This window comes from Paenibacillus sp. Y5S-9, assembly GCF_036894235.1.
Classification (GTDB): Bacteria; Bacillota; Bacilli; order Paenibacillales; family Paenibacillaceae; genus Paenibacillus.
In genome coordinates this window covers 3,987,996-4,011,894 of sequence record NZ_CP145887.1, presented here as the reverse complement: position 1 = coordinate 4,011,894, position 23,899 = coordinate 3,987,996, and the positions used below count along the sequence as shown (strand labels likewise).

Annotated in this window: 21 protein-coding genes; 16 read left to right on the top strand and 5 right to left on the bottom strand. The window is 44.2% G+C overall.

What is annotated here, in order from left to right; translation table 11 throughout:
* Positions 1-105 precede the first annotated feature (105 nt).
* Both V6669_RS17640 and V6669_RS17635 read right to left on the bottom strand, forming a co-directional pair.
* Positions 106-606 carry a C40 family peptidase gene (locus V6669_RS17640; protein WP_338587237.1) on the bottom strand — a complete coding sequence of 167 codons (501 nt, stop codon included), beginning with the start codon at positions 604-606 and terminating at the stop codon, positions 106-108.
* Between the two features lie 296 nt (positions 607-902).
* Positions 903-1,544, bottom strand: a complete 642-nt coding sequence (locus tag V6669_RS17635; RefSeq protein WP_338587235.1) for a thiamine diphosphokinase — start codon at positions 1,542-1,544, stop codon at positions 903-905.
* Positions 1,545-1,726: 182 nt separating this feature from the next.
* Here V6669_RS17635 and V6669_RS17630 point away from each other — a divergent pair, with 182 nt between their 5' ends.
* Both V6669_RS17630 and V6669_RS17625 read left to right on the top strand, forming a co-directional pair.
* A complete protein-coding gene (locus V6669_RS17630) occupies positions 1,727-2,428 on the top strand; it encodes a trimeric intracellular cation channel family protein (protein WP_074095468.1) in 702 nt (233 codons plus the stop codon).
* Between the two features lies 1 nt (position 2,429).
* Positions 2,430-2,900, top strand: a complete 471-nt coding sequence (locus V6669_RS17625) for a low molecular weight protein-tyrosine-phosphatase (RefSeq protein ID WP_338587233.1) — start codon at positions 2,430-2,432, stop codon at positions 2,898-2,900.
* Positions 2,901-3,066: 166 nt separating this feature from the next.
* On the opposite strand, the gene V6669_RS17620 is transcribed toward V6669_RS17625, so the two are convergent.
* The gene (locus V6669_RS17620; RefSeq protein WP_091020737.1) at positions 3,067-3,801 is read right to left on the bottom strand and encodes an alpha/beta hydrolase-fold protein; all 735 of its coding nucleotides are present in this window, start codon (positions 3,799-3,801) and stop codon (positions 3,067-3,069) included.
* Between the two features lie 256 nt (positions 3,802-4,057).
* Between V6669_RS17620 and pdhA the strand changes: the two genes are divergently transcribed.
* The 9 genes from pdhA (at position 4,058) to V6669_RS17575 (ending at position 16,196) form a co-directional block, all read left to right on the top strand.
* Positions 4,058-5,125, top strand: a complete 1,068-nt coding sequence (pdhA, locus tag V6669_RS17615) for a pyruvate dehydrogenase (acetyl-transferring) E1 component subunit alpha (protein WP_017688072.1) — start codon at positions 4,058-4,060, stop codon at positions 5,123-5,125.
* Between the two features lie 101 nt (positions 5,126-5,226).
* Positions 5,227-6,204: an alpha-ketoacid dehydrogenase subunit beta gene (locus V6669_RS17610; RefSeq protein ID WP_074095465.1), complete on the top strand. Its 978-nt coding sequence runs from the start codon at positions 5,227-5,229 to the stop codon at positions 6,202-6,204.
* 176 nt (positions 6,205-6,380) lie between these two features.
* The gene (locus tag V6669_RS17605; protein ID WP_338587229.1) at positions 6,381-7,703 is read left to right on the top strand and encodes a dihydrolipoamide acetyltransferase family protein; all 1,323 of its coding nucleotides are present in this window, start codon (positions 6,381-6,383) and stop codon (positions 7,701-7,703) included.
* A gap of 3 nt (positions 7,704-7,706) precedes the next feature.
* Positions 7,707-9,122, top strand: a complete 1,416-nt coding sequence (lpdA, locus tag V6669_RS17600; RefSeq protein WP_036613658.1) for a dihydrolipoyl dehydrogenase — start codon at positions 7,707-7,709, stop codon at positions 9,120-9,122.
* Positions 9,123-9,569: 447 nt separating this feature from the next.
* Positions 9,570-10,364, top strand: a complete 795-nt coding sequence (gene thyA, locus V6669_RS17595; RefSeq protein WP_036613661.1) for a thymidylate synthase — start codon at positions 9,570-9,572, stop codon at positions 10,362-10,364.
* A gap of 50 nt (positions 10,365-10,414) precedes the next feature.
* Positions 10,415-10,903, top strand: a complete 489-nt coding sequence (locus tag V6669_RS17590; protein WP_338587227.1) for a dihydrofolate reductase — start codon at positions 10,415-10,417, stop codon at positions 10,901-10,903.
* A 617-nt stretch (positions 10,904-11,520) separates the two neighbouring features.
* Positions 11,521-13,008, top strand: coding sequence for a glutamate synthase subunit beta (locus V6669_RS17585; RefSeq protein ID WP_289389509.1), 1,488 nt, complete (start codon positions 11,521-11,523; stop codon positions 13,006-13,008).
* A 231-nt stretch (positions 13,009-13,239) separates the two neighbouring features.
* Positions 13,240-13,731, top strand: coding sequence for a Fur family transcriptional regulator (locus tag V6669_RS17580; RefSeq protein WP_036613667.1), 492 nt, complete (start codon positions 13,240-13,242; stop codon positions 13,729-13,731).
* Positions 13,732-13,856: 125 nt separating this feature from the next.
* On the top strand, positions 13,857-16,196 hold the full coding sequence (locus tag V6669_RS17575; protein WP_338587223.1) for a DNA topoisomerase 3: 2,340 nt from the start codon (positions 13,857-13,859) through the stop codon (positions 16,194-16,196).
* 28 nt (positions 16,197-16,224) lie between these two features.
* Here V6669_RS17575 and V6669_RS17570 read toward each other — a convergent pair whose 3' ends face one another.
* Positions 16,225-16,989 (bottom strand): HAD family hydrolase, encoded by a 765-nt coding sequence (locus V6669_RS17570; protein WP_036613669.1) that lies wholly within the window; start codon positions 16,987-16,989, stop codon positions 16,225-16,227.
* Between the two features lie 49 nt (positions 16,990-17,038).
* On the bottom strand, positions 17,039-17,959 hold the full coding sequence (locus V6669_RS17565) for a helix-turn-helix domain-containing protein (RefSeq protein ID WP_338587222.1): 921 nt from the start codon (positions 17,957-17,959) through the stop codon (positions 17,039-17,041).
* Positions 17,960-18,264: 305 nt separating this feature from the next.
* On the opposite strand from V6669_RS17565, the gene V6669_RS17560 reads away from it, so the two are divergent.
* From V6669_RS17560 to V6669_RS17540, 5 genes are all read left to right on the top strand, one after another.
* Positions 18,265-19,455, top strand: a complete 1,191-nt coding sequence (locus V6669_RS17560; protein WP_338587221.1) for an MFS transporter — start codon at positions 18,265-18,267, stop codon at positions 19,453-19,455.
* A gap of 83 nt (positions 19,456-19,538) precedes the next feature.
* Positions 19,539-20,264 carry an ATP-binding cassette domain-containing protein gene (locus V6669_RS17555; RefSeq protein ID WP_036613671.1) on the top strand — a complete coding sequence of 242 codons (726 nt, stop codon included), beginning with the start codon at positions 19,539-19,541 and terminating at the stop codon, positions 20,262-20,264.
* 22 nt (positions 20,265-20,286) lie between these two features.
* On the top strand, positions 20,287-21,606 hold the full coding sequence (locus V6669_RS17550; protein WP_143781232.1) for a hypothetical protein: 1,320 nt from the start codon (positions 20,287-20,289) through the stop codon (positions 21,604-21,606).
* Entirely contained in the window at positions 21,599-22,297 is a 699-nt protein-coding gene (locus V6669_RS17545; protein WP_017688086.1) for a response regulator transcription factor, read from the top strand. The genes V6669_RS17550 and V6669_RS17545 overlap by 8 nt, the downstream gene beginning before the upstream one ends.
* Positions 22,294-23,793: a HAMP domain-containing sensor histidine kinase gene (locus V6669_RS17540; RefSeq protein WP_338587216.1), complete on the top strand. Its 1,500-nt coding sequence runs from the start codon at positions 22,294-22,296 to the stop codon at positions 23,791-23,793. The genes V6669_RS17545 and V6669_RS17540 overlap by 4 nt, the downstream gene beginning before the upstream one ends.
* Positions 23,794-23,899: the final 106 nt, after the last annotated feature.

The following is a 23,899-nucleotide window of genomic DNA, read 5'->3' as shown; positions in this document are numbered from 1 at the left end:
AAAGTTAGTTCCATGAATCGCCAGTTTAGAGTGTGGCAAAAAGAGGGTAAAAATAAAAGACCGGATAGTAACCTCCGGTCCTTACTGATTAGCTATAATGTGATTCTAGAGTACACGACGAGCTTTAACATACGTTCTTTTCCAAGTACCAGAGTCCAGATCAGAGAGGGTTACGCCTGGAGATCCATACGTATGCAGAATCTTTCCGTCCCCTGCATATACGCCTACATGAGTAACGTTTGAGCCCGTAGAACGGCTACCACTGGAGAAGAATACTAGATCTCCGACACGCAGATTAGCTTTGGATACAGCTGTACCTTCTTTGGATTGGTTCACGGAAGTGCGCGGCAAGTCTACACCATACTTTTTGAAAATATATTTCATAAAAGAAGAGCAGTCAAAAACTTTGGTTGTTGAGGTTGAAGCACCAAATTTATATGGAGTTCCAGTAAATTGTTTACCATAGTTAACAATCTGTTGACCTGTGGATACAGAAGCAGTTGCTGCCTGTGCAACAGGTGCGTTAGTCATTAATACAGCTCCAAAACCTAGTGTAGCGCACAACCCGACGGTTACGGCCTTTTGGACAAAGATGTTTGTTTTCATGTTAGTTAGTACCTCCAAAATTCGTTTTCGTTAAGTTGCTAGAGCGAGTATAACAGCTTTGTAACAACCTAGAAATTGGATAGGGAAGTGTAATCCCTTGGGCCACAATGGTTTGGGGATGTTTATTAAAATATGATTAAAAATGTCAAAAAATTAATCATTGACGGATGAACAATAAAGATGAAATAGCAAAGACCCTTGAATATCAAGGGTCTTTATTATGTGTGAACCTATTTTCTTCGTTGAATCACTGGTTACAAAAACGTAATAATTAATTATGAAGCATACGAATAGATTCAATCTTTGCTCTGAATAATCAGCAATAAGCCGCTATCGATAGTGACTGTACCGGAGGAGCCTAAGAGCTGGTTGCTTACACCCAAGGATTGTCCCATGCGAATGGTGGCTTGATCTAGCGGATACATAAAACCATCCAGAGTTATTCCTGCAACTTCATGAGTCAAGGGAAGCAGAGAAACATATTTATAGTCACGGTGTTCAACCACAGCTTTGGATGTGGTCAGTGTCATGTAGTTGTGCTTGTCCTGAATGGCACAGGAGATATGATGCTGCATCGCGCGAACCATGATATGTACATTAGCGAGGGTGTGATCCATACGTGTACCTGTAGCACCTAACATTAAGATGTGAGAAGGTTCGTAATCTAGCGCTGTCTCAAAAGCCATTTCTGTATCAGTAAGATCCTTATGAACAGGGTCACATGTAATGAACCGAATGCTATTGTTGCTTACAATGATACGTTCATCTTCGGTAATGGAGTCGAAGTCTCCAACTGCAATGTGAGGCTGAATGCCGTGTTCAATTAAAAATAATGCACCGCGATCGGCCGCGATGATCATATCATCTTCTCGTATTTCCTGAAGTAATTCTACAGATAAGTTTCCGCCTGTAAAAATAACAATCCGTTTCGCCGTCATTTTATTTCATCCTTCCTAATTCAGAGAAAAATAGTTCATTGTTCAAATATAATGTTGGAACCTGTACAAATATATTCACCAAACCAGTATAATCCACAAAATGTGGTTGCACAATTTCAGTGCTCGCGGATACAATGGGTAGAGCGACATGGAGATGACTTGAAAAGTGAGGTTTGAACAGGTTGGACTTACACATTTTTGAAGTATTCAGCATTATAGGCACTATCGCATTTGCAATGTCCGGTGCCTTCGTGGCAATGGAAGAGGAGTATGACATCTTGGGTGTACTGGTGCTTGGACTTGTCACCGCATTCGGAGGCGGGATTATCCGGAATGTACTTATAGGTATACCTGTAACGACATTATGGAGTCAGGGATCACTTATTATGTTAGCCTTAGTATCTGTAGCAGTTGCGTTTATATTGCCTCTCAAGTGGATTAGTCACTGGAAGCGAACAGAGGCGTTATTTGATGCAATCGGACTTGCAGCATTTGCAATTCAAGGGGCGCTGTACGCGGCGAACATGGGACATCCTATTAGCGCAGTTATCGTTGCAGCAGTAATGACCGGTATTGGTGGAGGCGTTATTCGTGATGTGCTCGCTGGACGTAAACCGCTTGTATTGCGTGATGAAATCTATGCTGTATGGGCAATGACAGCCGGTTTTGTCATAGGTATGGGCTGGTTAACAACGAATACCGGATTATTGCTAGGTTTCGCGGCCGTTGTGTTTTTCCGTATGTGTTCTGTACATTATAAATGGAAACTGCCACGTCGTTCGTTGGTGCCATCTGAGACGGGCAACGTCAGTCCTCAGCCGGAGAGCATTGTGACACAGCCAACATCGTCGGTACTTCAAGGTACGTTAAGCAAGGGGGATTAATATGATTCACGTTTTGTTTGTATGTCTGGGCAATATATGTAGATCACCAATGGCTGAAGCCGTTTTGCGTCACAAAGTCCTGGAGAAGGGGCTTGAACACCAGATTCGTGTGGACTCAGCGGGAACAGGGGACTGGCACGTCGGTAAACCTCCGCATGAAGGGACTCGAAAATTGCTGGATTCGTACCAGATTTCTTATGCCAACATGGCAGCGAGACAATTCGCCAGCGAAGACTTTACTCAATTTGATTACATTGTATGTATGGATAATTCAAATGCAGATAATGTACGCAACGTTCCAGGCGGAGCTGAGGCGGACATCATCAAGTTTATGGACATGCTTCCAGAGGAAAAACTCAGGGAAGTACCTGACCCGTATTACACAGGCAATTTTGAAGAGGTATATGAGTTGGTTAACGCAGGCTGCGATGTTCTGTTGAGAAAGATTGAAGCGGAAAATTCCTTAGCTTAGTAAATAAACATGATCTGATATGCAATTTGTAACCGGGCAAAGAAGCAGGATTAGAGCACTTAAAGCAAGCAGGATATCCTGCTTCTTTTTCAGGTTACAATTGTAAGCGGTATCATCGGGGTAGAAAACAATAGCGGCATTTCAGCCGCCTGTTAATGTGGTCCTTTTATCTTTCCTGGAGAAAATAAAGTAATGCTTCGGGCAATTCCTTCTGCCAAAAACCCCATTGGTGCTTCCCGTCTTTCTCTTGATAGGAGACGAGGGCACCACGTTTTTCCAGCAATTCTCGAGTATCCCGATTTAATTGAACAAAATCATACGTACCCGTGTCTGCCTCGAAATCAGTCTCCTGCAAACCAACGATCATCCAGATCGAGAGCCAAGAAAGGTCTTCAGCTGCGGCATAGATTTCCTGAGAAGCAGAGTAGAAGGCGCCAGACATGCTAATAACACGTGTGAACAGATCCGGATATAACAGAGCAAGATGAAGTGAAACACTGCCACCGAGCGAGTCTCCGGCAAGAATACGTTCCTGCGGAGAACGGCGCACAGGATATTTCTCTTCTATATAGGGAATAATCTCTTCAGCGAAGCAAGCGGTATATGCCTTGAACCGATCTCCAAATGGAGCATATTCCTGTGTTCTCACAGACACATCGACCTGAACCCCTACAATAATGAAAGGTTCGGCTCCTTCGTCTAGAATAATTTGGTTAGCTGTTGTAGCAATTCGTCCGAAATTAAAAAATTCTTCGCCATCCTGACAATAAACGACAGGGTAGCTAAGTAATTCGTTATAGCCCGGAGGAAGGTAAATACGGAGCGTTCGCTTCTCTCCAAGATAGCGACTTTCAATCTCTTCCTTCACAATCGTGCGTTTCAAATAGCGGGAATCCGTCATAAAACGTCACCTTTCTCGGTTAATTTTTTGCATTCGACCGCGCAATACGGTAAGATTACCCTTGTGCGGGGTTAGGTCAAACACGCAATCATGTATTATGCTGTTATACCAATATTAAGCCCCTGTTATACATACAATCCGGCAGGAAACATAAAAAAATTACGGATTTCTTTGACGTATGGAGTGAAACAGGTGTATAATAATATTATAACAGCGGAACTTGATATTCAAATTTTTTGTTGAGGTGAAGAAAAAAATGAGCAAGGTTCCTTATGAAGTGTATACAGAGGATGTAGAAGCTCTGTCCGTGCTGTCTCCTGACGGCGAAATTGTTAACAAAGACATGATGCCTACACTTTCCGATGATCAATTAAAAGAAATTATGTACCGCATGGTATTTACCCGTACTTGGGATGACCGTGCAGTAAACCTGGGCCGTCAAGGTCGTCTTGGTTTCTATGCTCCAGTATCTGGTCAAGAAGCTACAATGGTTGGTAGTGAATTTGCAATTGAAAAAGAAGACTTTGTATGTCCTGGCTATCGTGACATTCCGCAACTCGTATGGCATGGACTTCCTCTTTATCAAGCATTCTTGTACTCCCGTGGACACCAACATGGTGGACAAATTCCAGATGGCGTTAATGTATTGATGCCACAAATCATCATTGGTGCACAAATTCTGCATGCAATGGGTATCGCTATGGGTTACAAATTGAAGAAACAAAAACAAGTTGTTATCACGTACACAGGTGATGGCGGTTCTTCTGAAGGTGACTTCTATGAAGGTCTGAACTACGCTGGTGTATACAAACTGCCTGTTATCTTCTTCGTACAAAACAATGGTTATGCCATCACAACTCCTTTTGCTAAACAAACAGCAGCTCTGTCCATCGCTCACAAAGCGGTAGCGGCAGGTATCAAAGGTGTTAAAGTTGACGGTATGGACATCTTCGCTGTTATCAAAGCTGTTCAGGAAGCTGCTGAGCGTGGACGTAACGGAGAAGGCGCAACATTGATCGAAGCAGTAACATACCGTTTCCGTCCTCACTCCCTTTCGGATGATGCTTCCAAGTATCGTACAAAAGAAGAAGAGGCAGAATGGTCTGCTAAAGATCCTATCGCACGTTTCGCTAAATATCTGGAGAAAAAAGGTCTTTGGACTGAAGAAGATACAGCACGTGTGAAAGAAGAAGCAAAAGCTAAAGTAAATGAAGAAATCAAAAAAGCGGAAAAAACCGAGAAAATGACAATTTCAGGCTTGATCGACAGCATGTTCGAACAAACGCCTAAGCACTTGGAAGAGCAAAAAGCTGATTTCCAATAAGTTTTTTCCGATAAAGCATAAACATCCGCGACTTTAATGTCCCGGTATACATGTACGAATTCAAATGTGAACTGTCAATGTTTAAGGAGGAAATGAAGCAAATGGCACAAATGAACATGAAAGAAGCAATCCGTGATGCGCTTCGCGTGGAGTTGAAACGTGATCCTAACGTTCTGCTCTTCGGTGAAGACGTAGGTAATGTAGGCGGCGTTTTCCGTGTAACGGAAGGTCTGCAAAAAGAGTTTGGCGAAGAGCGTGTATTTGATACACCACTGGCTGAGTCCGCTATTGGTGGTCTGGCTGTAGGTCTGGGTGTACAAGGCTTCCGTCCGGTTGCTGAGATCCAATTCGTTGGTTTTATCTTTGAAGCCCTTGACCAAATGGTAGTGCAAGCTGCTCGTATGCGTTTCCGCTCTGGTGGAAAATACAATTCTCCAATCGTATTCCGTACACCATTCGGTGGCGGTGTAAAAGCGGCAGAATTGCATACAGATTCCCTGGAAGGTCTGCTCACGCAAACACCAGGTATCAAAGTCGTTGTTCCTTCTAACCCTTACGATGCAAAAGGTCTGATGATCGCTTCCATTCGCGATAACGATCCTGTATTCTTCATGGAGCACTTGAACCTGTATCATGCTTTCCGTGCAGAAGTGCCTGAAGAAGATTACGTTGTTGAATTGGGTAAAGCGAACGTTGTTCGTGAAGGTTCCGATGTAACAATCATTACTTACGGTATGATGGTTCATACTTCTGTGAAAGCAGCAGAGGAACTCGAAAAACAAGGAATCAAAGTTGAAGTTATCGACCTTCGTACGGTTAGTCCGATCGATATCGATACCATCGTTGCTTCTATTAAGAAAACAAACCGTGCAATTGTTGTACAGGAAGCTCAAAAGAGCGCAGGTGTTGCAGCTGAAGTCATTGCCCAAATCAATGAAAAAGCAATCCTGCACTTGGAAGCACCGGTTCTGCGTGTAGCTGGTCCGGATACTGTATATCCTTTTGCACAAATCGAAGATTCTTGGCTTCCTAACCCAGCACGTATCGTTGCTGCGGTTAATAAAGTCGTTAATTTCTAATTTAATCATCTGACATGCCGCAAGGCGCAGTATGGTGATTCACACCGCAGCGCAAGCTGCACTGTAAACAGCCATTAGCCCCTTGAGTAACAGTTATTTGCATTAGCAGTAACAGTTGTTTCTTGGAGTTAAGGGTTGTTTTCAGGATTGAGCACATAATCAAGGAGGTTTTTCAGTTGGCTAAATTTGAATATAAATTCCCTGAATTGGGCGAAGGCCTACACGAAGGCGAAATCATCAAGATGCACATCAAAGTCGGTGACAAAGTAACTGACGACGACATCATCATGGAAGTACAGAACGACAAAGCGGTTGTGGAAGTACCTTGTCCGGTTAACGGAACAGTTACAGAAGTATTCGCTAAAGACGGTCAAATCTGCCACGTTGGTGAAGTTGTAGCGATCATCGATGCAGAAGGCGAACTTCCTGAGCAAGACGACGCTCCTGCTGGCGATCAAGGCGAGCAAGAGAAAGATGCAGCTCAAGGCGGAGCTGACACAAGCGGTTCTTCTGCAGCAGCTTCCAGCTCGGATGCAGCTAAAGAAGGCGGCAACAACAGCGTTCCGGCAGTACCTGCCAAAGACGTTCTGGCAACACCAAGCGTGCGCAAATTTGCTCGTGAACAAGGTGTAGACATCGCTCAGGTTAACGGGACTGGCAACAATGGTAAAGTAACCAAAGAAGATGTTGAATCCTTCAAAAACGGTGGCGGTTCTTCCGCAGCGGCATCTTCCGAAGCTCCGGCTCAAGAAGAGAAAAAATCCGCAGCACCAGCAGCGGCTGCAGCTGATCAATACCTTGAAGAAGAGCGCGTACCATTCAAAGGTATCCGTAAAGCGATCTCTAATGCAATGGTTAAATCGGCTTACACAGCACCTCACGTTACAATCATGGACGAAGTGGACGTAACTGAATTGGTTGCTTTCCGTACTCGCATGAAACCAATTGCAGAGAAAAAAGGAACAAAAGTTACTTATCTGCCATTCATCGTTAAAGCATTGGTTGCGGCTTCCCGCCAATTCCCGGCTCTGAACGCTATGATTGATGAAGAAGCTAACGAAATTGTTTACAAAAAATACTACAACATCGGTATCGCTACAGATACAGACAACGGCTTGATCGTTCCTGTTATCAAAGATGCTGATCGTAAATCCATCTGGATGATCGCTGATTCTATCCGTGATCTGGCTGCTCGTGGTCGTGACGGCAAATTGAGCGCGAATGAAATGAGAGGAAGCACAATCTCCATCAGTAACATTGGTTCTGCTGGCGGTATGTTCTTCACTCCAATCATCAACTTCCCTGAAGTTGCTATTCTCGGAACAGGACGCATCAGCGAAAAAGCAGTGATCAAAAACGGCGAAGTAGTTGCAGCACCTGTAATGGCTCTTTCCCTGAGCTTTGACCACCGTATCATCGATGGCGCAACAGCACAAAACTTTATGAATTACATTAAACAGCTGCTCGCTAACCCTGAGCTGCTTGTTATGGAGGTGTAAGATATGGTAGTAGGCGACGCTTCTCTCAATATCGACACATTAGTAATTGGTGCGGGTCCTGGCGGCTATGTAGCTGCCATCCGCGCTGCTCAACTGGGCCAAAGCGTATTGATCGTAGACAAATCCGAACTGGGCGGTGTTTGTTTGAACCGTGGATGTATTCCATCCAAAGCCCTGATCTCTGCTGCACACCAATATGAGTCTGCACTTCACGGTGAAGCTTTTGGTATCTCTGCTGAGAACGTAAAAGTGGACTTCAGCAAAACTCAAGAATTCAAAAACGGCGTTGTTAAGAAAATGACTGGCGGCGTAGCTGGTTTGCTCAAAGGCAACAAAGTTGAAGTTTTCAACGGTGAGTGCATGTTCATCAACGAAAACGAAGCTCGTGTATTCAATGACCACGAGTCTCCACGTTACAAATTTAAAAATGCAATTATTGCAACAGGTTCCCGTCCAATCGAACTGAAACCTTTCCCGTTTGGCGGACGCATTCTGTCTTCAACAGAAGCTCTGAACTTGCCTGAAGTACCAAAAAGCATGATCGTTATCGGTGGCGGATATATCGGTGCTGAGCTTGGTCAAATGTACTCCAAATTCGGTGCAAAAGTAACAATCATCGAAGGTCTGGATACAGTACTGCCAGGTTTCGATAAAGACATGACTAGCCTCGTGGCTAAAAACATGAAGAAAACAGGCATCGAAATCGTAACGGGTGCAAAAGCTGAAAGTGCTGAGCAAACGGATAAAGATGTAACTGTTAAGTACTCTGTAAATGGTGAGTCCAAAGAAGTAACTGCAGATTACCTGCTGGTAACTGTTGGACGTCGTCCAAACACAGATGGAGAACTTGGTCTCGACATGATTGGTGTTGACGTTGACGAGCGTGGATTTGTCAAAGTTGACCACCAAGGTCGTACAAGCATTCCTCACATCTTTGCTATCGGTGACATCGTATCTGGTCTGGCTCTGGCACACAAAGCTTCTTATGAAGGTAAAGTGGCTGCTGAAGCAATCGCAGGACAACCATCTGTAGTTGACTACAAATGTATGCCAGCTGTTGTGTTCACAGATCCAGAGTGTTCCAGCGTAGGTTACACTGAAAAAGAAGCTAAAGAAAAAGGTTACAAAGTAAAAGCAGGTAAATTCCCTTATGCGGGTAACGGCCGTGCTGTATCTTTGAACCACGCTGAAGGCTTCGTGAAAATCGTAGCTGACGAAGAAAGCGGCCTTGTATTGGGTTGCCAAATCGTAGGTCTGGAAGCTTCCAACTTGATTGCTGAGCTTGGTTTGGCAATTGAAATGGGCGCAACATTGGAAGATCTGGCTCTCACAATTCACGCTCACCCAACTTTGGGCGAAATCGTGATGGAAGCTGCGGAATTGGTTATGGGTCACCCGATCCACATCATCTCCCGTTAAGATCGTCTAAGCTTCGGATCCGTCCGGCATTATACGTATATCAGAAGAGACGAATGACGTTAACGCGTTATTCGTCTCTTTTTTTTTGAGCAAGATCCGAATAATTTAAGATACTCGTGTATGTGATATGATGAAAATTTACATGCTCACAAGTTTTAGTGAATTGATTTTATCCAACAACACAATTGTGGTACACTGTAGTAATGATCAGTTATGATGTGGCTCCAAGCCAATCACGGTCTATGTAATTAGTATTGAAGTTAAACTAATCTTTTACACGAGAACGTAGAGGACAGAAAGAACCTGAAGAAGCGGAGTGTTCGCCTTTATCCCCGGATTTTACCTTTGGAAAAGGAAATCAAAAAAATCTGGGGATAACAGCGATCGGAAGGTTGTTCTGTCATCGGAGTGGTAAGTGTAAATATTCTTTAGTGAGGGGATATCAACATGAAAAACTATCTCGATTTATTACAGGATATTCTGAACAACGGCGTGCATAAAGGAGACCGTACAGGAACAGGAACACAATCTGTATTTGGCAGACAGCTCCGTTATGATCTGTCCGAAGGATTTCCGCTGGTAACAACCAAACGAATTCATCTCAAATCGGTTATTCATGAACTGTTATGGTTTTTGAGTGGCGATACGAATATATCTTATCTGAAAGAAAACGGTGTGAAGATCTGGGACGACTGGGCGGACGAAAATGGAGATCTTGGACCGGTATATGGTTCGCAGTGGCGCACATGGGAAGCACCAAACGGAGAAAAAATTGATCAGATCGCCGCAGTTATTGATTCGATCAAAAATAATCCGGATTCACGTCGTCACCTTGTCAGCGCATGGAATGTGGCTGAGATTAATAATATGAAGCTTCCACCTTGTCATTTTGCGTTTCAGTTTTACGTTGCAGAGGGTAAATTATCATGTATGCTTACGATGCGTTCCGTGGATACGTTCCTCGGGTTACCGTTTAACATCGCGAGTTATGCGCTCTTAACTCATATGATTGCTCAGCAATGTGATCTTGAGGTGGGTGACTTCATTTGGTCTGGAGGGGATGTTCACATCTACTCTAACCATGTTGATCAGGTTAAAACTCAGCTGGAGCGTGAACCTTATGCTTTACCTAAGCTGGTAATCAAACGTAAGCCGGATTCTATTTTTGATTATAAGTTTGAAGATTTTGAGTTTGAGAACTACCAGCATCATCCGGGCATTAAAGCTCCAATTGCAGTCTAATTATGTGTTCAATCTCGATAAGAGACTTGGATTGAAGGAGTGTATTACCCTTGAGTATTGAACTAGTATGGGCAATGGGGGAGAACGGTGTGATCGGATTAAACAATTCGATTCCATGGCGTTTACCCAAGGATATGGCCTTTTTCAAACAACGTACGTTAAATAAAACGATTATCATGGGACGTAATACGTGGGAATCCTTTGGTGGTAAGCCCCTTCCTCAGCGCCGTAATATTGTGGTGACTAGAGATCTGAACTACAAGGTGGAACAGGCTGAAATCGTACATACGATTGAAGAGGGTCTGAGTGTAACCAAAGGTGAGGAACTGTGTGTAATTGGGGGTTCCCAAGTGTATCGCGAGTTCTTGCCACTTGCAGATCGTCTAGTGGTGACCAAAATTCATGAGAATTTTGAGGGAGATACGTTTTTTCCCGAAGTGGATTGGTCCGAATGGCAACTGATTGAACAGATTGAAGGCGAACAGGATGAAAAAAATGTTCATGCATATACATTCGAATTTTATGAACGTAAACGGTAAATATGGCATAAGAAATTCCTGACTTGGGTCGTATTTGTATAATGAGAGACGCTGATTGCGAAATATTCGTGAACAGCGTCTTTTCTTTTATAAAAAAAATGAGTCACTTGTTTAGATTGGAATACATATAACATTAATATAACATGAGTAATTGATATTTATGTATAATATACATGTAACCAAGCATTAAACAGTAAAAAAGTGTAAAAGTTTTGAGGTTTTAACGTTGTGAAGCCCTAAAACAAGTCTGATATTCGGAATTAAGAACGATTTATAGCAGAATATGTTGGATTTCATGACAAATTATCTAACATTTACTTAACGTTTCGACTTTTTATTTCTTTAACACACACCAGATTTCGCAGTTCAAAACCACATTTAACACCAAAATAAGGGTATTGACCATGGGTAGACTTGAAAGATATGATGTATAAAATACAAATAATTATGCGGATAATCCATTTAATATTCAGTACAGTAAATGCTACTATAATTGAAATATCTTCGAGAAGATTTTGTGATACAATAGACAAAAACTCAAGTAATGAGTAATCCATTTCATATAGAACCATGCACATGAAGGGATTAAGACAAGAACGGATGGGGGAAAACGTAAGATGTCTACACCTACTGGATTTATGGAATACAAACGTCAACTGCCAGCAGATCGTGAGCCAGCGGAGCGGATTAAGGATTGGGAAGAGTTTCATAAACATATGGCTGAAGAAGAGCTCAGAACACAAGGTGCACGATGCATGGATTGTGGTACCCCGTATTGCCATACAGGTATAGATATGATTGGCGGCACGTCAGGTTGCCCCGTGCATAACCTGATTCCAGAATGGAATAATCTTGTATATCGCGGACTGTGGAGAGAAGCACTTGAGCGCCTTCACAAAACGAATAATTTCCCAGAGTTTACAGGTCGCGTCTGTCCAGCTCCTTGCGAAGGATCTTGTACAGTTGGCTTAATCGGTCAGCCTGTAACCATCAAAACGATTGAAGAAGCAATTATTGAAAAAGGTTTTGAAGAAGGATGGGTAGTTCCCCAACCTCCTGAAAAACGTACGGGTAAACGTGTAGCTGTGGTTGGTTCAGGTCCAGCGGGATTGGCTACTGCGGCTCAGTTGAATAAAGCAGGCCACTTGGTAACCGTATATGAGCGTTCGGACCGTGTCGGTGGATTGTTGATGTACGGTATCCCAACGATGAAATTGGATAAAAAGGTAGTTCAACGTCGTGTTGATCTGCTTGAAGCAGAAGGCGTTCAATTCATCACGAATACCGAGATCGGTAAGGATATTGCAGCACAACAACTCGTAGATGATTATGATGCTGTTGTATTGTGTGGTGGTGCAACGAAGCCGCGTGAATTCAATATTGAAGGCAGTGACTTGAAAGGCGTTCATTACGCCATGGATTTCCTGAATGGTAGCATTAAGAGTTATCTGGATTCCAATCTGGAAGATGGTCAATATCTGTCCGCTAAGGATAAAGATATTATCGTCATTGGTGGCGGTGATACAGGATCTGACTGTGTAGCTACATCGCTGCGTCATGGTTGTCGTACGATTACTCAATTCGGTACGCATACACAAGCGCCTATGGAACGTGATCGCATTAACAACCCTTGGCCGCAATTCCCGAACGTATACACTCTTGATTATGCGCAAGAGGAAGCCAAAGCGTTGTTTGGTCAAGATCCGCGCGAGTTCTCCATCATGACAACGAAATTTGTCGGAGACGATGAGGGGAACCTTAAAGAATTGCATACCGTACAGATCGAGCGTATTGTGGATGAGACTGGTCGCAAGATTTATCAGCCGATTCCAGGTACAGAGCGTGTATTCCCGGCTCAGATGGCCATGATTGCCATTGGTTTTGATGGACCGGAACAAACGTTGGTAGAGCAACTGGGACTTGCAACAGATCGTCGCACAAACGTTAAGGCACGTTACGGCAAATACAACACCAATGTGGATAAAGTATTTGCAGCAGGTGACATGCGTCGTGGTCAAAGTTTGGTTGTATGGGCAATTAATGAAGGCCGTGAGGCTGCTCGTGAAGTGGACAAATACTTGATGGGTGCTTCGGTTCTGGTGTAAAAGTATAGAACAAGATATAAATGACAACCTTCGCGATCAGCGAGGGTTGTTTGCTGTTATTTTAACCAATTTGACTACATATTTCATGTAAGTGTGAGCAATATCATTGCTTTTTAAGTGATAAAGATTTATTATTATATTATAATAATTATAAATAAGGATTAACTGAAACCAAGAATCCGTACGATAAAAGTAAGGTTTAATGAATATAAATCGGAGGTGCGACCTGCTATGGCAAGTAACCGGGACAAGTCCATTTCAGAACAGATCTTTCACATTAAAAATCAATTGGTTGAAAAAGGATATAAGTTAACACAACAACGGGAAGTTACTGTACGTGTATTACTTGAACATGAAAAGGATCATTTTAGCGCAGAGGAAGTATTTCTCCTGGTGAAGGAGCAGTTCCCTGAGATTGGATTGGCTACCGTATACCGCACTCTCGAACTGCTGAGTGACCTTCAGGTCGTTGAAAAAATTAACTTTGGTGACGGCGCTGCGCGCTTTGATCTACGAAGTACAGACGGTTCCCATCACCACCATCATTTGATCTGTACAGAATGTGGTAAAGTGGAAGAGATTATGGAAGATGGGCTGCTTCGTTTGGAACAACAAATCGAGCGTCAGTATGGCTTTGCTGTTACGGATCATCGTCTGGATTTCCAGGGTGTATGCAAAGAGTGCAGACAAAAACATGTATTAAAGGAACAGGCAGCAGGATAATTCATTTCGGGAAGGTGCTCCCGAATCCAAAATCTGATATAATGAGTTTCAGAAGCAAGGGGCTTCCGTCGGCGGAATGCCCCTTTTTGCCGTCATGCGGACGGTGAAGGAGGAGAGATGGACGGATGAAGACACTGGTTATAGCGGAAAAACCCGACATGGGTCGAACCATTGCCGCCGTCATAGAACCAAAGGCCAAGAACAATCGCACGTATCTGGAGGGTGAGCATTACATCATCACTTGGGCGATAGGGCATTTGCTTGGACTGGCTGAACCGGATGCCTATGATACAAAGTACAAGCGCTGGAATATAGCGGACCTGCCGATCATACCCGATCAGTTCAAGATTGTACCCAATCCGAGGACAAAAGATCAGCTTAAAATGATTGGAGAACTGGCGAAACGGGCTTCAGCGATCGTTAATGCTTGTGATGCAGGGAGAGAAGGTCAGTACATCTTCGCCCTCATACAACAGCAATTGAAGCTGCGTCAGCCTGTAAAGCGTCTATGGATATCGGATTTGACGGCAGAGAGCATTAGACGTGGTTTTGATGGTCTGAAGGATGCCTCTGAATTTGAAAATCTGACCCATGCTGCTCGCGCCAGAAGTGAAGCCGATTGGCTGATCGGCATGAATGCCTCACGGGCGTTTACAACCCGCCATAATGCATTGTTGTCTGTAGGCCGTGTGCAGACGCCGGTACTCGCGCTAATCTACGATCGGGAAATAGAGATTGAAGCGTTCCAGTCACAGACCTTTTATGAAGTAGCCGCCTGGTTTCGGCAAGAAGGTGTCGAGTACCGGGGACTGCGTCAGGGAGATAAGTTGACCGATGCGGAGGCAGCAGAGGCCATTGCAGCCAGTGTGAAGGGCAAGACAGGGCAGATTACCAAATACGAAGCGAAGCAGACGAAGGAGTATCCGTATCGTTTGTATGACCTGACCCTTTTACAGCGTGAAGCCAATGCCAAGTTCGGATATGGTGCCAAAAAAACACTGGATATCGCACAGGCCTTGTATGAAAAACACAAGGTAATTTCGTATCCGCGGACAAACTCCAACTATGTTACTGAACAGAATATTGAAGGTATGCACAAAACGCTAAACCTGCTTAAAAATGGTACCTATAGTGAGCTTGCGCAAGGGGCCAAGCAGGAGCTTGTTCATAAGAATAATAAAGGGGTATGTAATCCAAGCAGGGTTGAGGATCACCATGCGATTTTACCTACATTAAAGCGACCAGGTACCTTATCCAAGGATGAGCAAAACATCTATGATTTGATTGTCAGACGTTTCTTGTCTCACTTTTATCCTCCGGCGGAGTATAAGCAACATACCGTGCTCACCGAAGTGGAGAAACATCAGTTTAAGACATCTGTCAAAGAACTACTGTCCCTCGGATGGAAAGTGGTTCTCGGTTCTGGAGATCAGGAACAGGGCGGTGCAGGCAAGAAAAAGAGCAAGAAAAACGGCAATGAGGAAGAGGAAGCTGAAGAGTGGACGGACAAGGCTTTTAGTGTACAACCTGAATTGCCTGTTCAATGTACGAAAAGTGAGTTCAAAGAGAAGGCGACCCAGCCTCCCAAAAGTTATACCGAGGGAACATTGCTCAAAGCGATGGAAAGTGCAGGCAAGCAGATCGAGAATGAAGAGCTGCGAGATGCGATGAAAGACAGTGGTTTGGGTACTCCGGCTACACGTGCTGCTACGATTGAGCGCCTCAAAAACGTAGGTTATATTACGCTACAGGGAAAAAAAATGCAGTTAACGCTCAAAGGCAGAACGGCTATTGAGTTGATTCGCCGCGCGGGTGTAGATCTGTTAACCTCACCTGAGATGACTGGGCAATGGGAAAGAAGGTTATATCAGATTTCCAAAGGTGAGGCGGGGCAGGACAAGTTCATGGAGAACGTTAAGAAATTCACGTTGTCCATCATTGAGAAAGTGCGTGTACAAGCCCCAGCGCCAGCAGATGCTTTTGGAGAAGATTCACGCGCAGGCAGGGGGAAAGGTAAAGGAGCCAGAACCCAGGGCGGCAATACAAGGACATCTGCCAAGACATCCAGTGGCAGTTCGGCTGTAAAAACGTCCCGTCAGACTTCGGCATCTTCATCAAGAACTGGCAGTGGGAAAAGCACGACCACCAAGACGCCATCTTCAACTGCGAGCCCATCCGGAGTGAGAGAGTTACTGGCACCCTGTCCTTCCCCCGGCTGTACAGGCCAGATCATAGAGGGCAAGAAGGGTTATGGATGCTCACGTTTCAAGGAAGGCTGTTCGTTTGTGGTCTGGAAAGAGTATGCGGGCAAGAAAATCACCAGTACGATGTTAAAATCGCTGATTGAGAAGGGGAGTACCCAGGTACTATCGTTCAAACGAAAAGACGGAAGTACGGTGAAGGCACGTATTATTTTGCAAGACGTGGTAACAGGCAAGTTATCTGGTGAGAAACAGGATGCTTGATCTTATTCATCATAAAGTAAAAGGACCCTTATCCAAGGGTCCTTTTCTGTTGCTGCTGTTGTATATTTTCGTGTATTACTTTTGGTACCTCTTCCAGTGCAGTGATGGTATACATCGACGTTTCCGGATTAGGCTGAAGCTCTACGATGTTGTATTGCCATTCATTCGGTTGTTTGATGTAGATGCTGTGTATTCCGGCTTTTACCGCGGGCATAATATCTGTCCGCAGTGAGTTGCCAATCATCCATGTTGCACGACGATCAAAAGGACCATTAGACAGAATGCCTTCCAGTGCCTCGACGTTTTTGTGTTGTCGGATATAGATCCGATCATCAAAATAAGCCGAGAGTTTCATCTGATCAATCTTGCGTTGCTGGATCACGGTTTCGCCGCCGGTATATAAGTAGAGGGAATGTCCAGCACCTTTGAGGTTCTCAAGCGTTTCAACCATATGAGGATAGGGTTCAACCTCCTGATCGTACACACTCATACCCAACTTGCTCAGATAAGACTCTTCTCTGGGAGAGGTTAACCTGGCGAACTTGCCGGAAAAATAACGATAGGTATCAATCAGAGATTGCGGGAAATGATGACTTGCAAAACCAAGCTTGTTCACTCCAGTTACATCGATCTCCAGCTGTTTTTCGCGAATCTCTTGCGTTGTCAAAGAATGTCCATCAAACCACTCTTGCATATTCTCAAAGAATTCACCCAAAATCAGGTTGAAGTACTTGTTGCAATATACGAGTGTATCATCAAGGTCAAATAAAATATGTTGTTTCATTATTTTCATGATCTAACTCACTCCTTGTAGCCAATAACTCCACAATGGTTCAACTAAATTAAATGCGAATGTAGGATTCCAGGAACATATTCAATTCAGATACGCCATCCGGCCGAATACTGTATTTCTCTTTACGGTTACTTCCGAGCAGGTGGGTCCGTAGCAGACCTGCGATGCGTAGCGCCATTACCTGATCTTTGACCGTGTCTTCGTCTTTACCCAATTCTTCACACATCTCAGCGAGGGATTTGGGTTCATCCGATACGTAACGAAGCAGGCGAAGTCTTTCGGGATCAGCCAGTGCATGGGTGAAACGTAAAAGACATGTTGGTGGCTGGTCTTCGTTCTCTTCTGGTGCATCTACTGGATACTGCATGATCATCATACCCTCATAGAAGCAGTACATATTAATAGGGCGATTGTGTACCGTTGGAAACAGGATGACTTCGTTCAGTCCAGGCATCGGTTCAACAAGAACGCCCGCTGTAGCATATTCAATAAGCAGTTCTGGGCCCATTTTATCAAGCAAAATGCGTTTTTCTTCGGCATCTTCTTCCAGCCACACACGCTGATCTTCGCTCATATTCTGACAGTAGTGTTCATCCCATAGTCGCAATAATGGGACATAACTGTTCCGAATGCGCGTAGATTCTTCTATTGAAAGAGCGGGCAGAAGAGGAGACACACGCGCAAACAGGTCTTCCGCTGTCATTCCGGCAAGCATGTCCAGGAAATCACGATTCTCCGATGTATCATTTTGATATGCTGCCCATGCAAACAAAACATCAAAATCATCAAAAGGCCAAGTGGCAGCAGGTGCGAGCGCAGCTCGTACATTGGAACTTAGTTTGCCTTCCACTTCAACGATCCATTCAGGACCAATATCCAGATGCTGAATCCATTTTTTCGTGACATAAACCAGAAAGCTGTTAAGCATTTCATATATCGGTGAAACATCAATTTTCACATGATAAGCCATAATGTTGCAGAATCCTCCCGTCACATCTAAATGTACGCAGCGACTTAAGTACGATTAGTGCGTGTTCAAAAAGTCTGGTTTTCATCTTCGAAGCTGATGATGCCACCAGGCATGATTCGTAATCAAAAGTGAACTTTTTGAACAACCTCTATTATGGCTTGTTTTGCAGGGCGTTGTCCACTATAATGTTCAAGTCCGGGGCAAAGCCCCGATCTTTAAATAGCAGTTTAAAACCATATGTATAACATACAAAAGTCGTCAGCGATGGCGATTTTTCTTTGTGTGCTCGCAGGAGGAATGAATTCGTGTCATTGATTACTCGCCTCAAACTATCACACTCGACAGCCAACTATCTCATTTTGATTGCGGTTATTGTGGTGGCGGGAATAAGTCAGGGGCTTTTGCTGCCTGTGCTTTCGATTTTTTTGGAGCAAAAAGGGGTTTCACCAGGTTTAAACGGATTAAACGCCGCCGCGTTGTACATTGGCTCTTTTGGCATGACTCTCGTTGCGGAGCGACTACTGGGTGCATTCGGGTTCAAAAAGCTGATTGTAGGTGGCCTGATATTAGTCATGGTCCCTTTAATACTATTTCCGTATTTACCAGATATTAAAATATGGTTCATTTTGCGTCTGATCGTTGGAATAGGAGACAGTGCACTTCATTATGCGGCCCAGCTCTGGGTACTGCTTGTAACCGCACCTGAAAAACGTGGACGCTACATATCACTATATGGCATGTCCTACGGGCTGGGATTCAGTATTGGACCGCTGGGAATCAAGCTGCTTGGTTTCGGTGATGCTGTCCCTTTCTGGGTTTTGTTCATCTGTATTGCAGCAGTGCTTATGCTGGTATTAATGAAGCTTCCGGATACAAAACCGGAAAAAGCAGAGCATGGCCAACTGCCGGAACGTCGCTTCCGTCGTAGTCTGGCATGGGCCTGGTATGCACTTTTACCAGCACTCTTATACGGATATATGGAAGCAGGTATGAATAGTAACTTCCCTGTGTATGGGCTGCGGATTGGATTCGATACCAATCAGATTTCGTCGTTGCTTCCTTTTATCGGGATTGGAGGTTTGTTCCTTCAATTGCCTCTCGGAATGTTGAGTGACCGGTATGGGCGTAAGAAGATATTGATGTTTGCGGGTATCAGCGGGGGAATCATCTTCATGCTGGTTCCAGTCTCAGGTACACATTTCTGGTGGACGCTTGTATTGTTAACCATCGCAGGTGGCCTGGTCGGTTCCTTTTTCTCACTGGGCCTGGCCTATGCCGCAGACATTTTGCCTAAAGTGTTGCTGCCTGCAGCCAACGTTGTGGCATCCTTCCATTTCACGATTGGAAGTATTATTGGACCGAATCTGGGTGGTCAGATGATCAACTGGATTTCACCCGGAAGCATGTTCACCTTGCTCGGAATCCTGTACCTTCTTTTCGGCGTGGCAGGTATATTATTTCGTCGTAAACCTGAGTTCGAATCTGTGTTAAAATAGAAGCTGGTGTTCGCATGGAAATTGATGTCCATTTCCGAGTACACTAGTGGTAGGGAAAAACATGGACAAGAGGAGACATCGCGATGATCAGAGTAGAGAACTTGAGTAAATCCGTTGGCGTGGACCGCGTTCCCGTTCTACGGGATATTCGATTTGATATGCAACAGGGTGAAATGATAGCTGTAGTTGGCTCAAGCGGTAGCGGTAAAAGCATGTTGCTTAAATGTTTGGCCATGATGGAAAAATGGGATTCCGGCCGGTTTACGGTGGATGGTGCCGAGATTTTGAAAGAAGGCTGGTCCGGAAAACGGAAAATTAAACGGGAATGGGCATACTTGGAACAGAATCCAGAATTATTTCCCAGACGTACGGCTCTTAAAAATGTATTAATCGGACGATCGGGTCAGACTCCCGTATGGAGAATGGTAACCGGTATGGTACGTTCCGATGATTATATGGGTGCGATGGATTATCTCGAAGGATTGGGATTACTTGATAAAGCACATCAAATAGCAGAGAAGCTCAGCGGTGGCGAGAAGCAGCGTGTTGCTATTGCAAGAGCACTTGCTCATGGTGCCAAAGTGGTTTTGGCTGATGAACCAGTGATTGGTCTTGACCCTCACACAGCAGATTCGGTGCTGGAAACGCTGCGCAAATTATGTGAAGAAGAACGCGCAACTGTCATTGCAGTATTGCCTATTGAACTTGCTGAGAAACATGCCACACGGATCTGGGGATTGGCAGAAGGCAAGATTGCTTTTGATATTCGTGGACGAAGACTGACACAGCAAGAAAAAAACCAGATTTAAACTATTGAAAAGAGTGATGAGATTGTTTAATTCACGGTGGGGACGCTTTGTAGCAGCAGGAACTATGGCGATTATGCTTGGTTCTGTTCTAAGCGGATGCACAGTCATAAGTGACCCCAAGGGTTTGATGAGAAAACCAATGATGTCCACCGATAAGGAGAAACTGTACAACGTGGTTCAGGTTAAACTGCCGCCAGAGAGCACGTTGATTCGTCCCAAGGATATGAATAATACCAGCATGATTCGGGTGGAAGACCTGAACGGGGATGGAACTCGGGAAGCGATTGTTTTTTATGAGACGCCAAATGAGAATGTGCGAATCCATGGCATGATTTTGGAAGAGCAGGGAGGCACATGGGTTAAAAAGCTTACATTTGATGTGCCGGGAAATGAGCTGCAATCCTTTAAAGTATTGGATATTACGAATGACGGAAATCCGGATATTATTCTTGGTGTAAGTCTGCAGGAGCAGAAAGCCCTGACTGCATATTCCTACAAGGGCGGGGCACTGGAGCAGGTATTGGGTGGAGTTCCGTATAATCAATATATCATTGATGATGCGCAGGGGAACACGCTGGATTTGAGCGGAGATGGTAAAAGTGATTTTGTTATCATTTCGCTGAACAACAGCGGCTTTGCAACGATTGCGTTATACCAGTACGAAGATGGCAGCTTCAAGGAAGTTGATCGGGTGCAGACCGATTATACCGTTAAAGAAGTTTATAATGCTCTGGGCGGAGAGATCGCCAAAGGACAGATGGGCATTGTACTGGATGCCGAGCTGGATGATCGGAGTTCCTTCTCGCAAATTATGTATGTTAAAGATAACAAGTTAGTCAATGCTTTCAAATCACCGGATCAAACGTATAGAGATGACAAAATTTTAAGCGGTGATGTTGATAATGATGGTATTATTGAGTTTGGACTTAAAGAGACTCCAAAAGGTTGGGAGCATTACGTATTTGACTCTCGGTTGTGGTTTTACACCTATTATCAGTGGGATGGCAAAGACAGTAAGAAATTTGTCTCATTCCAATTCCGGGATGATGCTGATTTATTTCACCTAAATCTCAAACCAGAGTGGTACGGTAAGATCACTATTGACACCAAATCGGAGAAGGAAAAATATATTCGATTTAAAATGATTGATACGGACGAAACCGTGGCAGAGATCAAATATTTCACCCTTTCCAAGTGGGAACAGGAGAAGGGTAAAAGCTGGAAGGAAATTACGCGTACCAAAGATCGGGTTATTGCTTCACGAGTAGCACAATCAGAGGCGGGTAAAGATGCACTGAGCAATACTTCCCAGCTGAATAGAAAGGGAGAACTTAATGAGTAAAGTACTTATTCTTGAGGATGAAGAATCCATCCGCAGTTTTATAGTGATTAATTTAAAGAGAAACGGATTCGAAGTGCTTGAAGCTGGTGACGGTCATGAAGCGCTTCGCATACTACAGACGGTACCGGATATTGATCTGGCTCTGCTGGATGTTATGGTACCAGGTATTGATGGATTCGAGGTGTGTCGACGGATCCGTGAAACCAATGAACGTCTGGGCATTATCTTTTTGACCGCGAAAGTTCAGGAACAGGATAAAGTGTACGCACTCTCCGTTGGTGCAGATGATCACGTTAGCAAGCCTTTCAGCCCAACAGAGTTGATTGCACGTATTCAGTCATTGTTACGCCGTGTGAACGTGCATCGGGAAACTGCGGCGAAGGTTACGTTCCAGTCGGGGCCATTTTCACTGGATCTGATCTCGAAGCAATTCAAGAAACAGAATGAAGCCATTGAGTTGACTCCAACGGAATTTTCCCTGATTCAGTTTTTCCTGGAAAAAGAAAATACACCGCTTAGCCGCGATGTGTTGTTAGATCACGTATGGGGAAAAGAGTACATGGGTGATCCCAAAATTGTGGATGTCAACATTCGTCGTTTACGTCAAAAAATTGAGAACAATCCTTCCGAGCCCGAATACCTGCAGACAGTTTGGGGTCACGGGTACAAATGGAAGGGCCGGGAGCAATGATTAAAAAAGGCATTACTCGGCAGATCGTACTACATTATTTCTTTGTAGTTTTTCTCGCTCTGCTGTTGGTCGAATTCGTATTTATGTTGGCAGTACAAAGGTATTATTATGAAAGTATCTACAATACGATTAGTACCCACATTTCTAATTCAAAGGACTTTTTCGAGCCGATTGCCCGTGAAAATAATACGGAGGATGGCAATAATCTGTCCAGACTTCTTGTGAACTTGGCATTGTCCAATACTGAATTGGAAATTTTGGATCTGAACGGGCGCGTATTGGCGAGTTCGACTGCTTTTGAATCTGACCGTGCTGTGCTGCAAACCAGTGATATTATGCAGGCTCTGAATGGGGATATGGGACGCTGGATTGGAAGACAACCAGGTACTGGAGAATCCGTCATGGCCGTTTCACACAAGTTTGATCTGGGCGGCGAAAATACTTATGTTATTCGATATCTGACTTCACTCGAAGATGTGAATTCAAAGCTGTTGAATATGGGACTACTCGCCGCTGCGGTCGGTGTTGGCGTGCTTGCTATAGTGTTGATCATCAGTATTGGTATGGCAAATTCCATTGTACGTCCAATCAACAACATCACGGCAGTATCTGCCCAAATGGCCAGAGGACGGCTGGATGTCAGGGTTAAGGGGAATTATAAGCACGAACTGGGCGAATTGGCATCAACACTTAACTTCATGGCACATGAGATTGTGCGCAGTAATCAGATCAAAGATGATTTTATCTCTTCGATCTCACATGAATTAAGAACACCTCTTACCAGTATTAAGGGCTGGAGCGAGACACTGGATTCGGGCGGTTATGATCCGGAAGAAACCCGTATCGGTATGGGTATCATTTCCAAGGAAACCGAACGACTGATTGGACTTGTTGAAGAGATGCTGGATTTCTCCAAATTGCAGCAGAATCAGATGAAGCTGGTCAAAGGAACGGTCAACATTCGTGAAATTGTACAGGAAACGATGTTGAATGTCTGGGCCAAAGCGGAACAAAAACAGGTCCATCTCAAGTTGGAAACGGACGAGACTCGTGCTTATAATGTCCATGGAGACGGCAATAGACTAAAACAAGTCTTCTTAAACGTTGTGGATAATGCGATCAAATTTTCACATGAGAATTCCTGGATCTTCTTGTCCGTCAAAGAGGAGAATGGTCAGATCATTGTAGCTGTTCAGGACACCGGTATCGGAATTAGTGAAGAACACCTAATCAAAGTACGGGACCGCTTCTTCCAAGTAAATCATCAAAATGGGGGAACGGGATTGGGTCTTGCGATTACACAAGAACTGGTAGAACTGCATGAGGGAACGATCACGATGCAGAGTGAACTTGGATCTGGTACAACCGTTACGGTTACATTACCGGCTGTGTCTGAGGAAATGGTTCCAGAAGAATCTGTAACACAATCTGGGGATGCTGAAGTCACAGATGAGCGAACAGCAAGCGAGGCAAAATCGGATCTAGAAAAGTCTTAAGGTTTTAAAAGATAAGAGATTTTTCTACCTGATGCTCGAGCATGTACGCTTTATAACATCCATATCAACACCAAAAAAGGCGAGCCATCTGAGGCTCGCCTTTTTC